We start from the raw sequence: 17,356 nt of genomic DNA, 5'->3' as shown, positions 1-17,356 counted from the left end.
GTGTTGCCGGTCTTGCCGACCTCAAGACCCCGGCGTAGACACAGAGCCCAGGAGAAGCGCTCGGTCGTTCGATGAGGAACGGGGCAGTGATGCGCAGCAATCTTCGGGTACGCAGGGCCACACAAGCCGCAGCCGCAATCATCGCGGGCGCACTCACTCTCACCGCGTGCGGCGGCGACGACAAGGACAAGAGCAGCGGTAGCGGCAAGGAAAGCACGGGCAGTGGCGGCGCGAGCGTCACCCTCCCCAAGCTCGACGGCGCCACTCTGGAAGTCGCCGCCGTATGGACCGGCCCGGAGCAGGCCAACTTCAAGAAGGTGCTCGCGGAGTTCGAGAAGCGCACCGGCGCGAAGGTCACCTTCGTACCCGCGCAGGACCCGATCATCAACTTCCTCGGTTCGAAGATCGCGGGCGGTGCGCCGCCGGACGTCGCGATGCTTCCGCAGGTCGGCGCCATCAAGCAAGCCGTCGACAAGAAGTGGGCCAAGCCCGTGGGCGCCGACGCCCAGGCCCAGCTCGCCAAGAACTACGCGCAGGGCTGGCAGGACCTCGGCAAGGTCGACGGCCAGCAGTACGGCGTCTACTTCAAGGCCGCCAACAAGTCGCTGGTCTGGTACAACACTCAGGTCTTCGAGAACGCGGGCGCCCAGGAACCCAAGACCTGGAAGGACTTCCTCACCACCGCCCAGACCGTCTACGACTCCGGCGTCACCCCCGTCTCCGTCGGCGGCGCGGACGGCTGGACCCTCACCGACTGGTTCGAGAACATCTACCTCTCCCAGGCGGGGCCGGAGAAGTACGACCAGCTCGCCCAGCACGAGATCAAGTGGACGGACCCGTCCGTGAAGGACGCCTTGACCACGCTCGCCGAGCTGTGGGGCAACAAGGACTACCTCGCGGACGGCGCGCTGCAGACGGAGTTCCCGGCGTCGGTGACGCAGACGTTCACCGGCGGCGACCAGCCGAAGGCGGGCATGGTCTTCGAGGGCGATTTCGTGGGCATCAACATCGCCGAGACGAAGGCGAAGATCGGCACGGACGCGAAGGTGTTCCCGTTCCCGGCGGTGGGCGACGAGGCGCCCGTCGTCAGCGGCGGCGACGCGGCCGTACTCCTGAAGGAGTCCAAGGCCGGTCAGGCGCTGCTCACCTTCCTCGCCTCGCCCGACGCGGCGACGATCTGGGCCGAGCAGGGCGGTTTCCTCTCCCCCAACAAGAACGTGGCCAACTCCGCGTATCCGAACGCCGTCCAGCAGTCCATGGCCAAGGCTCTGATCGCCGCGGGCGACGACTTCCGCTTCGACATGTCCGACCAGGCCCCGCAGGCCTTCGGCGGTACGCCCGGCAAGGGCGAGTGGAAGGCCCTGCAGGACTTCCTGAAGAACCCGAAGGACGTGGCGGGGACGCAGGCCAAGCTGGAGGCCGACGCGGCCGCGGCGTACAAGGGCTGATACGGCGATGACGTCGGCAACGGCCGGAGGCACCGCACCGGTGCCTCCGGCTCGTACGCGCAAGAGCGTGACCGGCACCCGCAGGACCGTGGCAGCGCTCTTCCTGCTGCCCGCCGTGGTGCTGCTCGGCGCGCTCGTGGTCTACCCGATCGGGTACTCGGTCTTCCGCAGCTTCTACGACCAGTCCGGCGACGGTTTCGCCGGAATCGACAACTACGAGGCCCTGTTCACGGACGACGGCATCCGCACCGCCCTCAAGAACAACATCATCTGGGTGGTGTTCGCGCCGACCGTCGCGACCGCGCTCGGTCTGATCTTCGCGGTGCTCACCGAACGGGTGCGCTGGGGCACGGCGTTCAAGCTGGTCGTCTTCATGCCGATGGCGATCTCGATGCTCGCCGCGGGCATCATCTTCCGGCTGGTGTACGACCAGGATCCGGAGAAGGGTGTCGCGAACGCGGTGTGGGTGGGTGTGCACGACACGTTCGCCGAGTCGTCGGCGTTCCCGAACGCCCACCCGGGACGGCAGTCACCCCTCCAGCCCGACCGCGACGGCTTCATCACCCAACAGCCCGTCCGCGTCGGGCAGTCCGTCACGCTCCCCCTCGTCGGCGTCGCCCCCGACCAGATGCCCGACAGGGCCAAGAAGGCCGTACAGGCGACGGCCGAGCCCGGCAAGGTCACCGGCACCGCCTGGCAGGACTTCACGCGCGGCAAGGGCGTCGGGAAGCTCGGCCAGGTGGACGCGGCTGAGCTCGGGTACGCGGGCATGAGGGTCGAGGCCGTCAAGGACGGCAAGGTGGTGGACTCGACGAAGGTCCGCGACGACGGCACGTTCACGCTCTCGGACAAGGCCGACGGCGCCCAACTGCGGCTTCCGGCAGGCAATTTCCGCGAGCCGTACAACGGCGTCGACTGGCTCGGCCCGTCCCTGGTCACCCCGGCCATCATCGGCTCGTACATCTGGATGTGGGCGGGCTTCGCGATGGTGCTGATCGCGGCGGGTCTGGCAGGTGTGCCGCGCGAGCTCCTCGAGGCCGCCCGGGTCGACGGCGCGAACGAGTGGCAGGTCTTCAGAAGGGTCACCGTGCCGCTGCTCGCGCCCGTGCTCGCGGTCGTCACCGTGACCCTGATGATCAACGTTCTGAAGGTCTTCGACCTGGTCTTCATCATCGCGCCGGGCTCGTCCCAGGACGACGCCAACGTGCTCGCCCTGGAGCTGTACCGCAAGGGCTTCGCCGAGGACCAGCCGGGCATCGCGAGCGCCATCGCGGTGTTCCTGCTGCTGCTCGTGATCCCGGTGATGCTGTTCAACATCCGCAGGCTCAGGCGGGAGGTGCGGCGATGAGCACGCACACAGGCCGTCTCACGAAACCGGCGCCCGCCACCGCCAAGGTCTCACTCGGGTCCCGGCTCGCGAGCGGCGTCAGCGGCGGGATCGTACGCGTCTTCCTGCTCCTCGTCGGACTGTTCTGGCTGGTGCCGACGATCGGGCTGCTGCTGTCCTCGCTGCGCAAGCCGGAGGACATGAGCGCGAGCGGCTGGTGGAAGGTCTTCACCGAGCCCGCGCAGCTCACCGTGGACAGCTATCAAAGGCTCCTGGAGAACGGCGACATCACCGACTCGCTGGTGAACACGATGCTGATCACCGTCCCGGCGACCGTTCTCGTCGTCGTCATCGGCTCGCTCGCGGGGTACGCCTTCGCCTGGATGGAGTTCCCGGGCCGCGACTGGTGGTTCCTCGGCGTGGTCGGCCTGCTCGTCGTCCCCGTGCAGGTCGCGCTGATCCCGATCGCCGAACTCTTCGGCAGCATCGGGATCTTCGGCTCGATCATCGGCGTGGTCCTCTTCCACGTGGGCTTCGGCCTGCCCTTCGCGGTGTTCCTGCTGCGGAACTTCTTCGCGGAGATCCCCCGTGAACTCCTGGAGGCGGCCCGTCTGGACGGCGCGGGTGAACTGCGCCTGTTCGTACGGGTCGTGATGCCGCTCGGCGGTCCCGCGATCGCCTCGCTCGGGATCTTCCAGTTCCTGTGGGTGTGGAACGACATGCTGGTCGCGCTGGTGTTCTCCGACTCGGGCAGCCAGCCGATCACGGTGGCCCTGCAGACGCAGGTACGTCAGTTCGGCAACAACATCGACGTGCTGGCGCCCGGCGCCTTCATCTCGATGGTGATCCCGCTGGCCGTGTTCTTCGCGTTCCAGCGGCAGTTCGTGTCCGGCGTGATGGCCGGCGCGGTGAAGTAGCCCCTGATCACAGGCACTTGAGGGGCGGGCCGACCACGGCCCGCCCCTTCGTGCTGAAACCGGACCGCACCTCCGCGCCGACACTGGCCCGCCCCTCCGCGCCGTCACCGCCCAGACCCTCCCCGTTCACCGCACATCCCCCGTATGCCACAACTGGCGTAACCCCATCACCCCTTCGGCCGTTCCCGGGCAGGTATTCCGCGCCGACCCATGGATGTGCCGTGCCCAGGTTCAGTGTCATCGTCCCCGCGTACAAGGTTCAGGCGTATCTGCACGCGTGCCTGGAATCCGTTCTGGGACAGTCCTGTCCGGACCTCGAACTGATCGCCGTCGACGACTGCTCGCCCGACGCGAGCGGCGCGATCATCGACGAGTTCGCCGCCCGCGACACCCGCGTCCGCGCCGTCCACCTGCCGCAGAACGTGGGCCTGGGCCATGCACGCAACGCGGGTCTCGAACACGCCACCGGCGACTACCTGATCTTCCTGGACAGCGACGACACCCTCACCCCGGACGCGCTGCGCGCCATCGCCGACCGGCTGAAGGAGACCTCCGAACCGGACGTCCTGGTCTACGACTACGCGCGCACGTACTGGTCGGGCGAGGCGGTCCGCAACCAGTTCGCGGCACAGCTGACGGAGGAGGGACCGGCGCCGTTCCGCCTCGACGACCGGCCGGGGCTGCTCAAGGTCCTGATGGTCGTGTGGAACAAGGCGTACCGCCGGGAGTTCATCGAACGCGAGGGCTTCGCCTTCCCGCCCGGCTACTACGAGGACACGCCCTGGACGTATCCGGTGCTGATGTCCGCGGAGACGATCGCCACCCTCGACCGGGTCTGCGTCCACTACCGCCAGCGCCGCCACGGCAGCATCCTCGGCACCAGCAGCCGCAAGCACTTCGACATCTTCGAGCAGTACGACCGTGTCTTCGCGTACATCGACGGGCACCCGGAGCTGGCCCACTGGCGGCCGGTCCTGTTCCGCCGCATGGCCGACCATTTCTCGACGGTGTTCGTCAGGCGCGGCCGGCTGCCGCGCGGTTCGCGGGCCGCGTTCCTGCGCAAGGCCCGTGCCCACTACCGCCGTTACCGCACGCCGGGTGCCCCCGTCCCCTTCCGCACCCGCGTGCGGCACGCGCTGGTCCGGCTGGGCGTGCACCGCACGTACCGCCTGCTGTCCCTGGCGTCACACCTCGAAGGACGGGCCCTGAAGCTCACCAGGTCCCTGCTCCGCACGGCGCGCGGCGCGATGCTGCAACTCCACTACCGCCTCCAGCTCCGCCTCCCGCTGCGCGCCGACCGTGCCGTCTTCTCCAGCTACTGGGGGCGCGGCCACGGCTGCAACCCGGGCGCCCTGGAGTCCGCGTTCCGCAGCTTCGCGCCGCACATCCGCACCGCGTGGATCGCTCACCCCGAGCACCACCACACGGTCCCGCCGGCCACGCGCCGGCTGCGGCCCGGTACGGCGGCGTACTGGACGGCGCTCGCCCGCTCCAAATACCTCGTCAACAACGTCAATTTCGACCGGCGCCTGATCAAGCGCCCCGGCCAGATCATGATCCAGACGCAGCACGGGACCCCGCTCAAGCGCATGGGCCTCGACCTCCAGGACCGACCGGCGGCCGCGCGCGACACCGACTTCGCGGAGCTGCTGCGCAGCGTCGACAAGTGGGACTACGTCCTGTCCGCCAACCGCCACTCCACCCTGGTCTGGGAGCGCGTCTTCCCGTCCTCGTACACGACCCTGGAGTACGGCCTCCCCCGCAACGACGTGTTCCAGCGGGCGACTTCGGCGGATGTGACCCGGCTGCGCCAGTCGCTCGGCATCCCCGAGGGCACGGTCGCCGTCCTGTACGCGCCGACGTACCGCGACTACCGCCGCACCCAGCGCCCCACCCTCGACCTGGACCGCGTCCTGCGCCACCTCGGCCCGCGTTTCGTCGTGCTGGCCCGCGCCCACCACGCGTACGAGACCCCGCTCACGGGCGCCGCGGCCTCATCGTCTGGCCGGCTGATCGACGTGTCCGGCCATCCGAGCATCGAGTCGCTGTGCCTCGCCTCGGACGCGCTGATCACCGACTACTCGTCCCTGATGTTCGACTACGCGGGCCTCGACCGCCCGATCGTCATCCACGCGGACGACTGGGAGGCGTACGAGGCGGCCCGCGGCACCTACTTCGACCTGCGGGCCTTCCCGCCGGGGGCGGTGGCGCGCAGCGAGGACGAGCTGATCGACATCTTCGCGACGGAGCACTGGCGCGGCTCGCGCTCCACGCAGCTGCGGGCCGCGTTCCGCGAGCGCTTCTGCCCGTACGACGACGGCCGCGCCGCCAAGCGCGTGGTACGCCGTGTCGTGCTCGGGGAGACGGCCGGCCTGCCGCCGTTCATCCCGCTCGCCGAGCGGCAGCCGGTCCCGTCGGCCGCGGCCGCCCGACCGGTCGCTCCCCTCACCACCGTGCCACCGCCCGGCGGCCCCGTCACCGAAACCCTCTGAACCGGAGTCCGCGTGCCCTCCAGTCCGTCACGTCCCACGCCCACCCGGCCCACCACCTGGCGGCCCACCGGACGGCCCGGGCGATGAACCCGCCGCTCAGTGTTCCTTGAGACCACGTTCCTTGAGACCACAAGAGAACGCTCCTCGAGACCTTGAGAGAAAGAGCAGAATGCCCCGCTTCAGTGTCATCGTGCCCACCCATGGAGTCGCCGGGCGTCTGGCCCAGGCGCTGGACTCGGTGCTCACCCAGACCTTCGGCGACGTCGAGCTGATCCCGGTCTGTGACGCGCCGGACTCCCCGGCCGGGACGGTCGCCGCTGCGTACGCCGTGCGGGACTGCCGGGTCGCGCCGGTCCACTCGCCGCCGTCGGGCGGGCTGAGCGCGGCACGCAACGCCGGAATGAAGGCGGCGACCGGCACGTATCTGCTCTTCCTCGACGGCGACGACGTCCTGGTGCCGGGCGCGCTGGGGGTCCTGGACGCCGGGCTCCGCGAACGCGCCGAGGTGGACGTCCTCTCTTTCCAGCACGAGCGGGTGCACTGGTGGGAGGGCGAGTCGAGCGTGCCTCCGCTCGACAAGGACCCCGGGGTCGTCGGCGTGGAGATCCCCGCGTGGAGCGCGGCCTACCGTCGCGCCTTCCTCACCGAGCACCACCTCACCTTCCCCGACGGGCACTTCACGGACGTGGGCTGGGGTGGCCTGCTCACCCTCGCGGGCGCCCGGGCGGCGGTCCTGCGCTCGGTCTGCGTACGCCATCGTCTACGCCGCCAGGGCAGCCGCCTCAACACGCCGGGCGAGCACCACTTCGACGTCCTCGACCAGGTCGAGCTGGTGCTCACCCGTGCTTCCGGACAAGAGGTGTCCGCCGCCACGTCGGAGGCGCTGTTCGAGCGGCTCTTCGCCCTCGTGCTGAAGACGGCGGCCCATCCGGCCCGAGTGCCCGCGCGCCGCCGCCGGGCCTTCTTCCGCCGCGCAGGCACGCTCTACCGGCGGCACCGCCCGGCCGGGTTCACGGCGCCCTCCGGCAGCCTCGGCGTGCAGCACCGGCTGCTCGCGGCCGGTGCCTACAGCGCGTTCCAGGCGCTGCGCCGCGCCAACCGGGCGGCGGCGAAGGCGGTACAGGGAGTGCCGCGCCCTCGCGGGCTGCGCACCCGCGTGCTCTACGCGACGCACCTGCGCCGCCCCCTCGACGAGAACCTCGCCGTGTACTGCGCCTACTGGGGCCGCGGCTACGCCTGCAACCCGGCCGCGATCCACGCCAAGTCCCGCGAGCTCGCCCCGCACATCCGCTCGGTGTTCCTGGTCGAGCCCGAGGCGGTGGACGCGCTGCCCAAGGGCATCGACTACGCCGTGATCGGCAGCCACCGCTCCTGGCAGGTGCTGGCCCGCGCCAAGTACCTGATCAACAACGCCAACTTCGCGGACGGCGTCGTCAAACGCTCCGGCAGTGTGCACGTACAGACACAGCACGGCACCCCGCTGAAGAAGATGGGCGTCGACCAGTCGACGTACCCGGTGGTCGCCGCCGCGACCGGCAGCTTCAGCAAGCTGCTGACCCGCGTGGACCGCTGGGACTACAACCTCTCCTCCAACCGGCATTCCACCCAGATGTGGGAGCGGGCCTTCCCGGGTTCGTACGAGGCCCTGGAGTACGGCTATCCGCGCAACGACGTCTACTACACGGCGACCGCCGAGGACGTGGCCCGCGTACGCCAGGAGCTCGGCGTCCCGGAGGGCAGGACGGCGCTGCTGTACGCGCCCACGCACCGCGACTACAGCACCGGCTTCGAGGCCCGGCTCGACCTGGAAGCCTTCTGCGAGGAGATCGGCGAGGACTTCGTGGTCCTGCTGCGCGCCCACTACTTCTATGACGAGGGCCGGGGACGAAGCAGTGGCCGGATCATCGACGTGACCGGGCACCGCTCCTCGGAGGACGTCTGTCTGGCCGCCGACGCGCTGATCACGGACTACTCGTCGATCATGTTCGACTACGCCAACCTCGACCGCCCGATCGTCGTGTACGCCGACGACTGGGAGGTCTATCGGGAGACGCGGGGCGTCTACTTCGACGTGATGGAGACGCCGCCGGGGCGGGTGGCGCGCACCCCGCGGGAGCTGGCGCGGGTCTTCCGCAAGGGCCTGTACAGGGACCCGGCCGCACGGGCCCTGCGGTCCCATTTCCGCGAGCGTTTCTGCGAGTTCGACGACGGAAGGGCCGCCGAACGGGTCGTCCGCAGAGTGCTCCTGGGCGAGCCGCCCGAGGCCGTCCCGCCCGTGATGCCGCTCGCCGAGCGCAACCCCGCTCCCGCCGCGTCCCCCCTCGTAAGGAGCTGACGTGCCCCGCTTCAGCATCATCATCCCCGTCTTCAAGGTGCAGGGCTTTCTGCGCGAGTGCCTCGACTCCGTCCTGGAGCAGTCGTACACGAACCTCGAAGTCATCGCCGTCGACGACTGCTCACCGGACGGCTGCGGCGCGATCCTCGACGAGTACGCGGCCCGCGACCGGCGCGTACGGGTCCTGCATCTGCCCGAGAACGTGGGGCTCGGCCCGGCCAGGAACGCCGGAATGCCGTACGCCACCGGGGACTTCCTCTTCTTCCTCGACAGCGACGACACGCTCACCCCGGGCGCGCTGCGCGCCATCGCCGACCGGCTGGACGAGACCGCCAACCCCGATGACGCCGATGTCCTCGTGTTCGACTACGCGCGCACCTACTGGTGGGGCGGGACGCGCAGGAACGTGCTCGCGCGGGTGCTGGCCGAGGCCGGTGACGGCCCCTTCACAGCCGCCGAACACCCGGAGATCCTCGACCTGTTGATGGTGGTGTGGAACAAGGTCTACCGCCGCGAGTTCGTCATGCGCGAGGGCTTCGCCTTCCCGCCTGGCTACTACGAGGACACGCCCTGGACCTTCCCGGTGATGCTCAGCGCGGAGCGGATCGTGGCGCTGGACCGGATCTGCCTGGCCTACCGCCAGCGCCGCCAGGGCAACATCCTGTCCACCACCAGCCGAAAGCACTTCGACATCCACGACCAGTACGAGCGGGTCTTCGCCTTCCTCGACTCCCGGCCGGACCTGGCGAGTTGGCGCCCGTATCTGCACACCAAGATGGGCGAGCACTGTCTGGACATCCTCTCCAAGCCGGACCGGCTGCCCGAGTCCGACAAGGCCGAGTTCTTCCGGCTCACGGCCGCGCTCTTCCGTAAGCACAAGGGCGGCATGACGGGTCCCCTGCCTGCCGAACTGCGGGTACTGGAGGGCGGTTTCGCGCGCTACCGCGCCCGGCGGCAGGCCGGCCGAGTCGGCAGGGAGCTCGGCCGGCGCGGGCAGCAGGCGCGCAGGGCCGCCGCCACGCGGGTCAAGCGCGGCTGGTCCGCCGCGCACGAACACCGGCCGCTGGACCCCGGGTTGGCGGTGTACTCGGCGTTCTCGCACCGGGGGCTGCTCGGCGACCCGGCGGCCGTGTACGACAAGGCACGGGAGATCGCGCCGCACATCCGGGGCGTGTGGGTGGTGCGCGACGAGGAACAGGCGGCGCTGCTGCCCCCTGATGTCGAGCATGTACTCCTCGACTCCCTGCGCTACCGCCAGGTCACCGCGCGGGCTACCTACTTCGTCAACAACGTCAACTGGCCGGGCACGCTGGTCAAGCGCCCCGGAAGCGTCCACATCCACACCCACCAGGGCACCCCGCTGAAGTACATGGCGGCCGATCTGCTGGACAAGCCGGGTGCCCGGCACGGCCTCGACGTACCGCAGATGCTGCGCCGCGCCGACCGCTGGGACTACAGCCTGGTCGCCAACCGCCACTCCGAGCTGGTCTGGGACCGTGCCTACCCCTGCCACTTCACCTCGCTGCGCACCGGCAGCCCGCGCAACGACGTCCTCGTACGGGCGCGGCCCGAGGACGGTGCGGCGGTCCGCGCCCGCCTCGGCATTCCGGCCGGCCACCGGGTGGTGCTGTACGCGCCGACGCGCCGCGACTACATCCGCGGCGGGCACGTCGACCGCGTCGACCTCGCCCGGTTCGCCGACGACCTCGGAAAGGGCCACACCCTCGTCGTACGGCTGCATCCGTCGCTGGCGGACGGCCCGGCGCGCGGGATGGGCCTGTCCGAGCTGCACCGGCGCGGAGTCGTCCTCGACGCGACGGACGAGCCGCGCGTCGAGGACCTGATGCTCGCCTCCGACGTGCTGGTCACGGACTACTCGGCCCTCATGTTCGACTACGCCAACCTCGACCGGCCGATCGTGATCCACGCGGACGACTGGGGGGCGTACGCGGCAAGCCGGGGCGCCTACTTCGACATCACGGCCGACGCGCCGGGTCATGTGGCTTACTCCTACCGGGAGTTGACGAGGCTGTTCGCGTCCGGGGCGTGGCAGGACGCGGAGGCGGCACGGCTGCGGACCGGGTTCCGGGCGCGGTTCTGCGAGTACGACGACGGGCGGGCGGCCGAGCGGGTGGTGCGGACGCTGATGCTCGGCGAGAAGGTCGACGAGCCGGTCTCCGTCGTCCCGGCACCGGCGCACGCGGAACACGACGTCCTCGCGTCGTCGTGATGCCGCGCGTCGTTGGGATGCGGCGCTTCGCCGTGAAGCCGCGCCTCGTCAGGCCGCGTTCTCCCCGGTCGTGGGTGGTGGTGATCGCCGCCGTCTTCGCCGTCCTCCAGCTCGCCAACATCAGCGGCCGGGACACCCCCGACACCAAGAACTACCTCTCGTACGCGCTGAGTCTGCGCGGCGAGAGCAAACAGGACGCGGCCGCGCTCACCATCGACTACGCCTGCGCGGGCAAGGCGTCCATCGCACGTCGCAACCAGAGCGTCCACGTGATGCGCTTCCACAGGCCGAGCCCCACGCGGCGGGTCATGGAGGAGTGCCGTCGCGACCTGTGGCGGGGGGTGTCGCAGAGGCTGCGGGCCAGGGAGACGGCAGGACACACCGTGCCGTTCATGCCGCCGCGCTTCATGCGGATCTTCGAGGCCCGGCCCGGATATCCGGCGCTGCTGGTGCCGTTCATCACGGTGCTGGGCGTGAAGTGGGGCCTGTGGGCGTCGGGCGTCGCCATCACGGTCACCGGTGGCGTCCTCGCCTTCCTGGTGCTGCGCACGCTGCGCGCCCCCACCGGCACGGCCCTGGCCGGACAAGCCCTCTTCTACGTGCTGCCGTGCGGCACGACGGCCATGCGCCCGATGACCGAGGGCCTGCTGCTGACGCTGACTCTGGCGGCGCTGTGGGGCTGCGCGCAGGTGCTGGAGGGCCGCGCGCGGGCCGGGACCTGGCTGGTCGGGGCGTCCCTGGCCGCGCTCTTCACGGTGAAGCACTCGCAGGCGCTGTTCCTCGGGCTGTGCCTGGGGGGCGCGTGCGCGGTGATCGGCGTACGGCGCGGGGGGCTGCGCCGGCCGTTGCGGAAGTCCCCGCGTCCATGGCTGCGGACGTGGCTGCGGCAGCCGCTCGGGACGCTCGCGGTGGTGGCGGGCTGCGGGGCGGTGGCCACGGTCCTCATGGCGCGGGCGCTGCACTACCCGTCCGAGTCCGAGAGCCTCCAGGACCTGCTCACGGCTCACTTCTCGCGTCCCGACCGCGCCCACCCGTGGCCGGAGTTCCTCCACCTGGAGGTGGGCTTCTGGGTGGAGTGGCTGCGCCGCCAACTGTGGGAGCCGGTCTTCCTGACGGCCGTGGTGGCCGCCGCGTGGGGCGCGCTGCGCGGCCGTCCCGCCTTCGGCGGCTTCCTGCTCGCGGCCGCGTTCACCGGAGTCCTCAACCAGGCCGGGCACCCCGACATCAACATCTGGGGCGACCGGCTGATCGTGGTGGTGTGGCTGCTGCCGGTGCTGGGGATTCCGCTGCTGGTGGAGGGCGTCGTACGGCCACGGGTGCGGGCCTCGGCCGGTACGGTGCCGGGCCCGCTGCGGAGGGACGCCGAGGTCGCTCGATGAGGCACCGAGGTCGCTCGATGTGAGTCACCAAGGTCGCTCGATGAGGTGATGCCCGGCTAGGCCATTGACCCAAGCGGGCATATACGGCAAATGTCATATCCAGCCCGACCCGCCGAGCCTCATCTCTCCTCCCCCTCTGTCCGGTGAGCGCCGACGTTCTCTTCCGGCGGACCGTGCGCGGCGCCACCGCGCTGCGCGGCGGTGGCGCCTGGCGTCCGACGCCGTACCAGCTCGTCGGCGCGCTGTTCTGGCTGGTGATGTCGCTCGCGTACTGGCGCGTCCCGCTGTGCTGCGACGCCGGCCAGCACGCGGCGGTCGTCGAACGCCTCAAGGCGCACCTCCTCCACCCGCTCCACCCGATGGCGGACCTGCCCGGCGCGGGCAGCCCCTACTACTCGCCGTACGCCGTGGCGCAGGGAGCCTTCGCCCGGCTGACCGGCCTTGACGGCTGGGCGGTCGTACGGCTCGCGGGACCGTTCAACCTGCTGGTCCTGCTGACCGGCATCGGCCGCTTCGTGCGCGTGCTGACACCCCGTCCCTGGGCCCCGGTGCTGGGGCTGCTCGCCATGGTGCTGCTGTGGGGCACCGAGCGTGCCTGGTGGAGCGGCTACCTCGGGCTGATGTCGATGACGGGGAACCTCGGCTATCCGTCGACGTTCGCCATCGGACTGGCCTTCTGGGCCTGGGCGTTGACGGGCAAGCGCGCGGGAGCCATCGGCGGGCCCGTCCGGTACGTCGGCCCGAGCGGCCTCAGAAGCTTCTCCGGGTACGCGGGGCTCGGCGGCCTGTACGGGCTGATCCTGCTCGTGCATCCGATCACGTCCATCGCGGCGGTGCTGGGCGCGATCGCCTTCGTCGCGGGATGGCAGCGGGGGTGGCGGGCCGCCCTCGTGGGCCGGTGGGCGCTGACGGGCGCGGCGGCGCTCCTCGCCGCGTACTGCTGGCCGTACTTCGACGTCTTCGCGCTGACCGGCGACCGCAGCGTGGACGCGATGCACGAGCGGCTGTACGAGGGGATGCCCGGGCACTTCTGGCTGGCGCTGATCGGGCTGCCCGCGCTGTGCCTGCGGGCGCGCCTGTCCTGGCGGGACCCGCTGGTGCTGATGTTCGCCCTGGAGTGCCTGGTGGTGGTGTACGGCTGGGTCAGCGGGCACTACACGTACGGCAGGATCCTGGGACTCACCCTGGTGCCGCTGCAGTTCGCGCTCGGGGTGGAGCTGGCGGCGTACCGGCCGTGGCCCCGATGGCGGTACGGCCTCGGGCTCGCGGCGGCCGTGGGCGCCTGCGCCGGCTTCCTCACGGTGCACGCCGGGGCGGTGGTGCCGCGCCCGCTCGACCCGGTCGGCTTCGACCAGCCGCCGCGCTGGCCGACGTACGCGTGGGCGGCGCGGTACATCAATCCCGGCGAGGCGGTCATCACGGACGGGTACTACGCCGTCCACCTGATCGCGGGATACGGCCCGGACCTCGCCGCGCCCGCCTGGCCCGACCCCGCCCTCGACGAGGGAGAGCGGCAGCGGCGGCTCGCGGCGGTCCGCGGCTATCTCGACCCGGCCTCGACCCGCGTCGAACGCACCGCCGTCGCCCGCCGGTACCACGTCCGCTGGCTGCTGCTCACGCGCTGGCGGCAGGTGCCCGAGGAGGCGACGGTGGTGGCGTGGAGCCCGGAGACGGGCGAGGTGCTGGCGCGGGTACGTTGAACCCGGCCGGGCCTCGTGGAGACCCGGCCGGGAGCGCCGGCACTCGCTGACACGCCGGCACAGGGTGCCCGGGGAGGCCGTGGTGGCGTGCAGCCGGCAGGGCAGGGCGGTGCCGGCGCGGATCGGGGGAGCCGGGTCGGCTACTCGATGACGAGGTTGACCTCGATGTTGCCGCGAGTGGCGTTGGAGTAGGGGCAGACCTGGTGGGCCTGCTCGACCAGCTTGCGGCCGGTCTCCGCGTCCACGGTCGCGGGCAGCTCGATGCGCAGCGTCGCCTTCAGACCGAAGCCCTCGCCCTGCTTGCCGATGCCGACCTCGCCGGTCACCGCGGCCTCGCTGACGTCGACCTTGGCCGCGCGGCCGACGACACCGAGGGCGCTGGCGAAACAGGCGGCGTAACCAGCGGCGAACAGCTGCTCCGGGTTGGTGCCCTGCCCGTTGCCGCCCAGCTCCACCGGCGGGGCGAGCTGGACGTCCAGCTTGCCGTCGGAGCTGTACGCGCGGCCGTCGCGGCCGTGGGTGGCGGTGGCTACAGCCGTGTAGATGGCGTCCATGGTGACCGTCCCTCTCAAGTGAAAGTCCTGTCGGGGCGGCCGGTCCGACCGCCTCACGGCCACTAGTAGAGCACTCAATTCAATTGCGCACAACCCAATGGCAGGCAAGAGCTATCCTGGAGGCATGAGCGCTGCGCCGACCACACCGACCGCCCCGAGCCCCGAGACCGTGCCCGCCGGGGACTACCTCCGTCTCGACCAGCAGATCTGTTTCTCCCTGAACGCCGCGTCGCGCGCCTTCGGCGGTCTGTACCGGGTGATCCTCAAGGACCTCGGGCTCACCTACCCCCAGTACCTGGTGATGCTGGTGCTGTGGGAGCACGGCGAGCTGTCCGTGAAGAAGGTCGGCGAACATCTGCGACTCGACTCCGGGACGCTGTCGCCGCTGCTGAAGCGGCTGGAGGCGGCCGGTCTCGTACGGCGTGAGCGCAGCGCCCACGACGAGCGCTCGGTGCACGTCGACCTCACCGAGGAGGGGGCCGCCCTGCGCGAGCGTGCGGTGGAGGTGCCGCGCCGGATCGCCCGTGCCACGGGCGCCGACCTCGACGAGATCCGCGAGCTGCGCTCGCGTCTGGACCGTCTGACGGCGGCGCTGGACGCGGCGGCCCTGGAGGAGACGCCGGGCTGCGTCTGAGTTCAGCTCAGGGGTGGCTCGTCGGCTGCGAGCCACTGCGGCCGACACGCGGTTGAGCCGCACAGGTCACAGGCCGCCCCTTACGGGGCGTCCCTGCGGACGTACAGCCGCAGCGTCACCCCCTTCCGTACGACCTCCTGCCTGGGCGCGAACTCCCCCTCGATCACAGCGAGTTTGACCCGCTCGGTCGGGCTTCGCGGGGACCAGGCCGGCCGCATCGCGAACGGCTCCGCGACCACCCACACGCGGTCGAGCCGGGCCAGGCGGCGGCGCAGTTCCGCCGGGCCCGTCTCCTCGCCGTACAGCGTTCCGGACGTCGGGGCCGGCACCCTCAGCGCGATGTCCCGGACCCCGCGGAAGCCCTTCGGGTACGCCAGTGCCGAGCGCCGCACGATCGACGGCAGGAACAACACCTTGTCGCCGGGGCTCAGTTCGCGCCTCACCGTGGCGGAGACGGCCGCGAGGTTGTCGGCACGGTGGTCGGCCTTGCGGTCCTGGCGGAGGTGGGGGAGCTGGACGGCGAAGGCGAGGGCGACCGCCAGGGCGCCGGTGAGGGTGACGTGCCGTCCGCCCGGAGGGGAGAACGGCAGCCGCGACACCAGGCTCACCAGACGCTCACCGCCCGCCGCCGCGAGCAGCGGCGCCCCGGCGAGGGCGTACAGCACATAGCGGTCGTCGTACAGCGGCCAGAACCGCGAGACCGCCATCAGCGCCGCGGGCGGGACCACCATCAGCGGCAGGGCGACCGCCGGGAGCGACGGTTCGCCCCGCCGCACGCGCGGTGGCCGCAGCGCGAGCGCGATCAGGACCACGTACGGCACGATCACCAGCCACGCGGGGCCCGTGAACGCCCCCAGCAGGCGCCGCACGCTCCCGAGGCCGGGGTGCGTCAGCCAGGCGACCTGCGCGGACTGGCCCTGCGAGACGAGGATGAGCGGGGCCAGGATCAGGACCGCGGCTCCCGCCGCGCAGCCCCACCTCCGCCACACCCGCGCCGGCACGCGTGCGAGCGCCAGCGTCATCGCATGGGCGAGGAGTACGAGGACCGCCAGTTCGTGCAGCAGGCACGTGACGGCGACGACCGCTCCGTAGACCCACCAGACACCCGACCGCCCCGATCGCAGGGCCCGCACCAGCAGCCAGGTCGATGCCGCCGCCCCGGCCGCGACGAGCGCGTACGAGCGGCCTTCCTGGGCGAAGTGCCCGGCCATGGGCGTGACGGCGTACAGCAGTCCCGCCCAGAGGCCGACCCGCGGGCGGCTCAGGCGGATGCCGAGGGCGGCGACGAAGCCGGTGGTCGCGGCGGCGGCACAGACCGAGGGGAGCCGGAGGGCGACCTCGCCGGGGTACGGGGCGAGGGCCAGGACGGGGTGCATCAGGAGGTAGTACAGGCCGTGCACCGCGTCGACGGAGTGCAGCAGCTGCCAGATCTGCGGAACCGTGCGCCGTGCGACCTGAAAGGTCACCGCCTCATCGCGCCACATGCCGCCGCGGTCGAGCCCCCAGAGCCCGAGCACGAGCATGACGGCCACGGGCAGCAGGACGGCCACCGCCTCCGGACGCCGCAAGCGCTCCAGGCGCCCCAAGCCCCCCAGGCGCCGCATGTCCTCCAGGCGCCGCCGGCCCTCCGGACGCCGCCATCTCTCCAGGCGCCGGATGCCCGACCGTCTCACCCACGCACGCACCATGAGGCAAATTTTTTGCGATTAACCAACCTTTGAAAGGTATTGACGGCGCATCAACCCTTATGCCCCATCCATGCGGCTTACGGTGACGCGCTCCACGCGCGCGTGCGGCGCGTTCGCGGCGCTGGGGCCCTGGTGAAGGTCTGGCCCGCCCTGACGCTGATCGGCACGCCTCACGGCCGTACGACCCGGGAGGCCTGGACGTCGGCACTGATCACCGCCGCCGGGTTGCTCACCCTCCTGGCAGCCCGTTCACACACCAGGAGGAGGGGCGGGTGGCCCTGCGCGGCGAGGCCCTTTGGCTGCCGGACCGGTACGGCGACCTCTGGACGGCCGAGACGCCGGTGGACCTGGCGGCGCTGGACGCGGGCACGTGGGATCTCCGGCTGACGCTGCGCTTCCGCGACGGCACGAGCCGGGAGGCCACGGCGCACGCGCTCGCGGGCCCCGGCCTGCTGCGCCGCCGCGCGATTCCGGAGCTGCACTACGGCGTCGTCCTTGTGCGGCCGTACCGCACGCACGCGGGGGCGCTGGCGCTGCGCACGGCGCCAGGATGGCGCGGCATGACCACTGTCGTACGCCGCCGCCTCGGACGCCTGGTTCACTGATACGCGACCGCACGACACACGCCCCACTACGGGCTCACTGACGAGGG

12 protein-coding genes are annotated in these 17,356 nt (G+C 71.2%); 10 read left to right on the top strand and 2 right to left on the bottom strand.

Going from position 1 to position 17,356, the window contains the following annotated elements; genetic code table 11:
• The first annotated feature begins 89 nt into the window (after positions 1-89).
• The 8 genes from C4B68_RS24680 to C4B68_RS24645 all read left to right on the top strand — a co-directional run bounded on the left by C4B68_RS24680 (position 90) and on the right by C4B68_RS24645 (position 13,828).
• On the top strand, positions 90-1,448 hold the full coding sequence (locus C4B68_RS24680) for an ABC transporter substrate-binding protein (protein WP_240634456.1): 1,359 nt from the start codon (positions 90-92) through the stop codon (positions 1,446-1,448).
• Between the two features lie 7 nt (positions 1,449-1,455).
• Positions 1,456-2,796: a carbohydrate ABC transporter permease gene (locus C4B68_RS24675; RefSeq protein WP_099504402.1), complete on the top strand. Its 1,341-nt coding sequence runs from the start codon at positions 1,456-1,458 to the stop codon at positions 2,794-2,796.
• Entirely contained in the window at positions 2,793-3,692 is a 900-nt protein-coding gene (locus C4B68_RS24670) for a carbohydrate ABC transporter permease (RefSeq protein WP_099504400.1), read from the top strand. The genes C4B68_RS24675 and C4B68_RS24670 overlap by 4 nt, the downstream gene beginning before the upstream one ends.
• Positions 3,693-3,913: 221 nt before the next feature.
• Positions 3,914-6,184, top strand: a complete 2,271-nt coding sequence (locus tag C4B68_RS24665) for a bifunctional glycosyltransferase/CDP-glycerol:glycerophosphate glycerophosphotransferase (RefSeq protein ID WP_099504398.1) — start codon at positions 3,914-3,916, stop codon at positions 6,182-6,184.
• A 169-nt stretch (positions 6,185-6,353) separates the two neighbouring features.
• Positions 6,354-8,519 carry a bifunctional glycosyltransferase/CDP-glycerol:glycerophosphate glycerophosphotransferase gene (locus C4B68_RS24660; RefSeq protein WP_099504396.1) on the top strand — a complete coding sequence of 722 codons (2,166 nt, stop codon included), beginning with the start codon at positions 6,354-6,356 and terminating at the stop codon, positions 8,517-8,519.
• 1 nt (position 8,520) lies between these two features.
• A complete protein-coding gene (locus tag C4B68_RS24655; RefSeq protein ID WP_099504394.1) occupies positions 8,521-10,749 on the top strand; it encodes a bifunctional glycosyltransferase/CDP-glycerol:glycerophosphate glycerophosphotransferase in 2,229 nt (742 codons plus the stop codon).
• 17 nt (positions 10,750-10,766) lie between these two features.
• Positions 10,767-12,128, top strand: coding sequence for a hypothetical protein (locus C4B68_RS24650; protein WP_099504484.1), 1,362 nt, complete (start codon positions 10,767-10,769; stop codon positions 12,126-12,128).
• A 143-nt stretch (positions 12,129-12,271) separates the two neighbouring features.
• Positions 12,272-13,828 (top strand): hypothetical protein, encoded by a 1,557-nt coding sequence (locus C4B68_RS24645; protein ID WP_099504392.1) that lies wholly within the window; start codon positions 12,272-12,274, stop codon positions 13,826-13,828.
• A 140-nt stretch (positions 13,829-13,968) separates the two neighbouring features.
• Here C4B68_RS24645 and C4B68_RS24640 read toward each other — a convergent pair whose 3' ends face one another.
• Entirely contained in the window at positions 13,969-14,382 is a 414-nt protein-coding gene (locus tag C4B68_RS24640; RefSeq protein ID WP_099504390.1) for an organic hydroperoxide resistance protein, read from the bottom strand.
• Positions 14,383-14,506: 124 nt separating this feature from the next.
• Here C4B68_RS24640 and C4B68_RS24635 point away from each other — a divergent pair, with 124 nt between their 5' ends.
• Positions 14,507-15,016, top strand: a complete 510-nt coding sequence (locus C4B68_RS24635; protein WP_240634455.1) for a MarR family winged helix-turn-helix transcriptional regulator — start codon at positions 14,507-14,509, stop codon at positions 15,014-15,016.
• An 80-nt stretch (positions 15,017-15,096) separates the two neighbouring features.
• Here C4B68_RS24635 and C4B68_RS24630 read toward each other — a convergent pair whose 3' ends face one another.
• The gene (locus tag C4B68_RS24630; RefSeq protein WP_240634454.1) at positions 15,097-16,620 is read right to left on the bottom strand and encodes a glycosyltransferase family 39 protein; all 1,524 of its coding nucleotides are present in this window, start codon (positions 16,618-16,620) and stop codon (positions 15,097-15,099) included.
• Positions 16,621-16,976: 356 nt separating this feature from the next.
• Between C4B68_RS24630 and C4B68_RS24625 the strand changes: the two genes are divergently transcribed.
• Entirely contained in the window at positions 16,977-17,309 is a 333-nt protein-coding gene (locus C4B68_RS24625; protein WP_180289328.1) for a hypothetical protein, read from the top strand.
• The last annotated feature ends 47 nt before the right edge of the window (positions 17,310-17,356 follow it).

Source organism: Streptomyces dengpaensis (assembly GCF_002946835.1).
Classification (GTDB): Bacteria; Actinomycetota; Actinomycetes; order Streptomycetales; family Streptomycetaceae; genus Streptomyces; species Streptomyces dengpaensis.
This window is presented reverse-complemented; position numbering and strand designations above follow the sequence as displayed.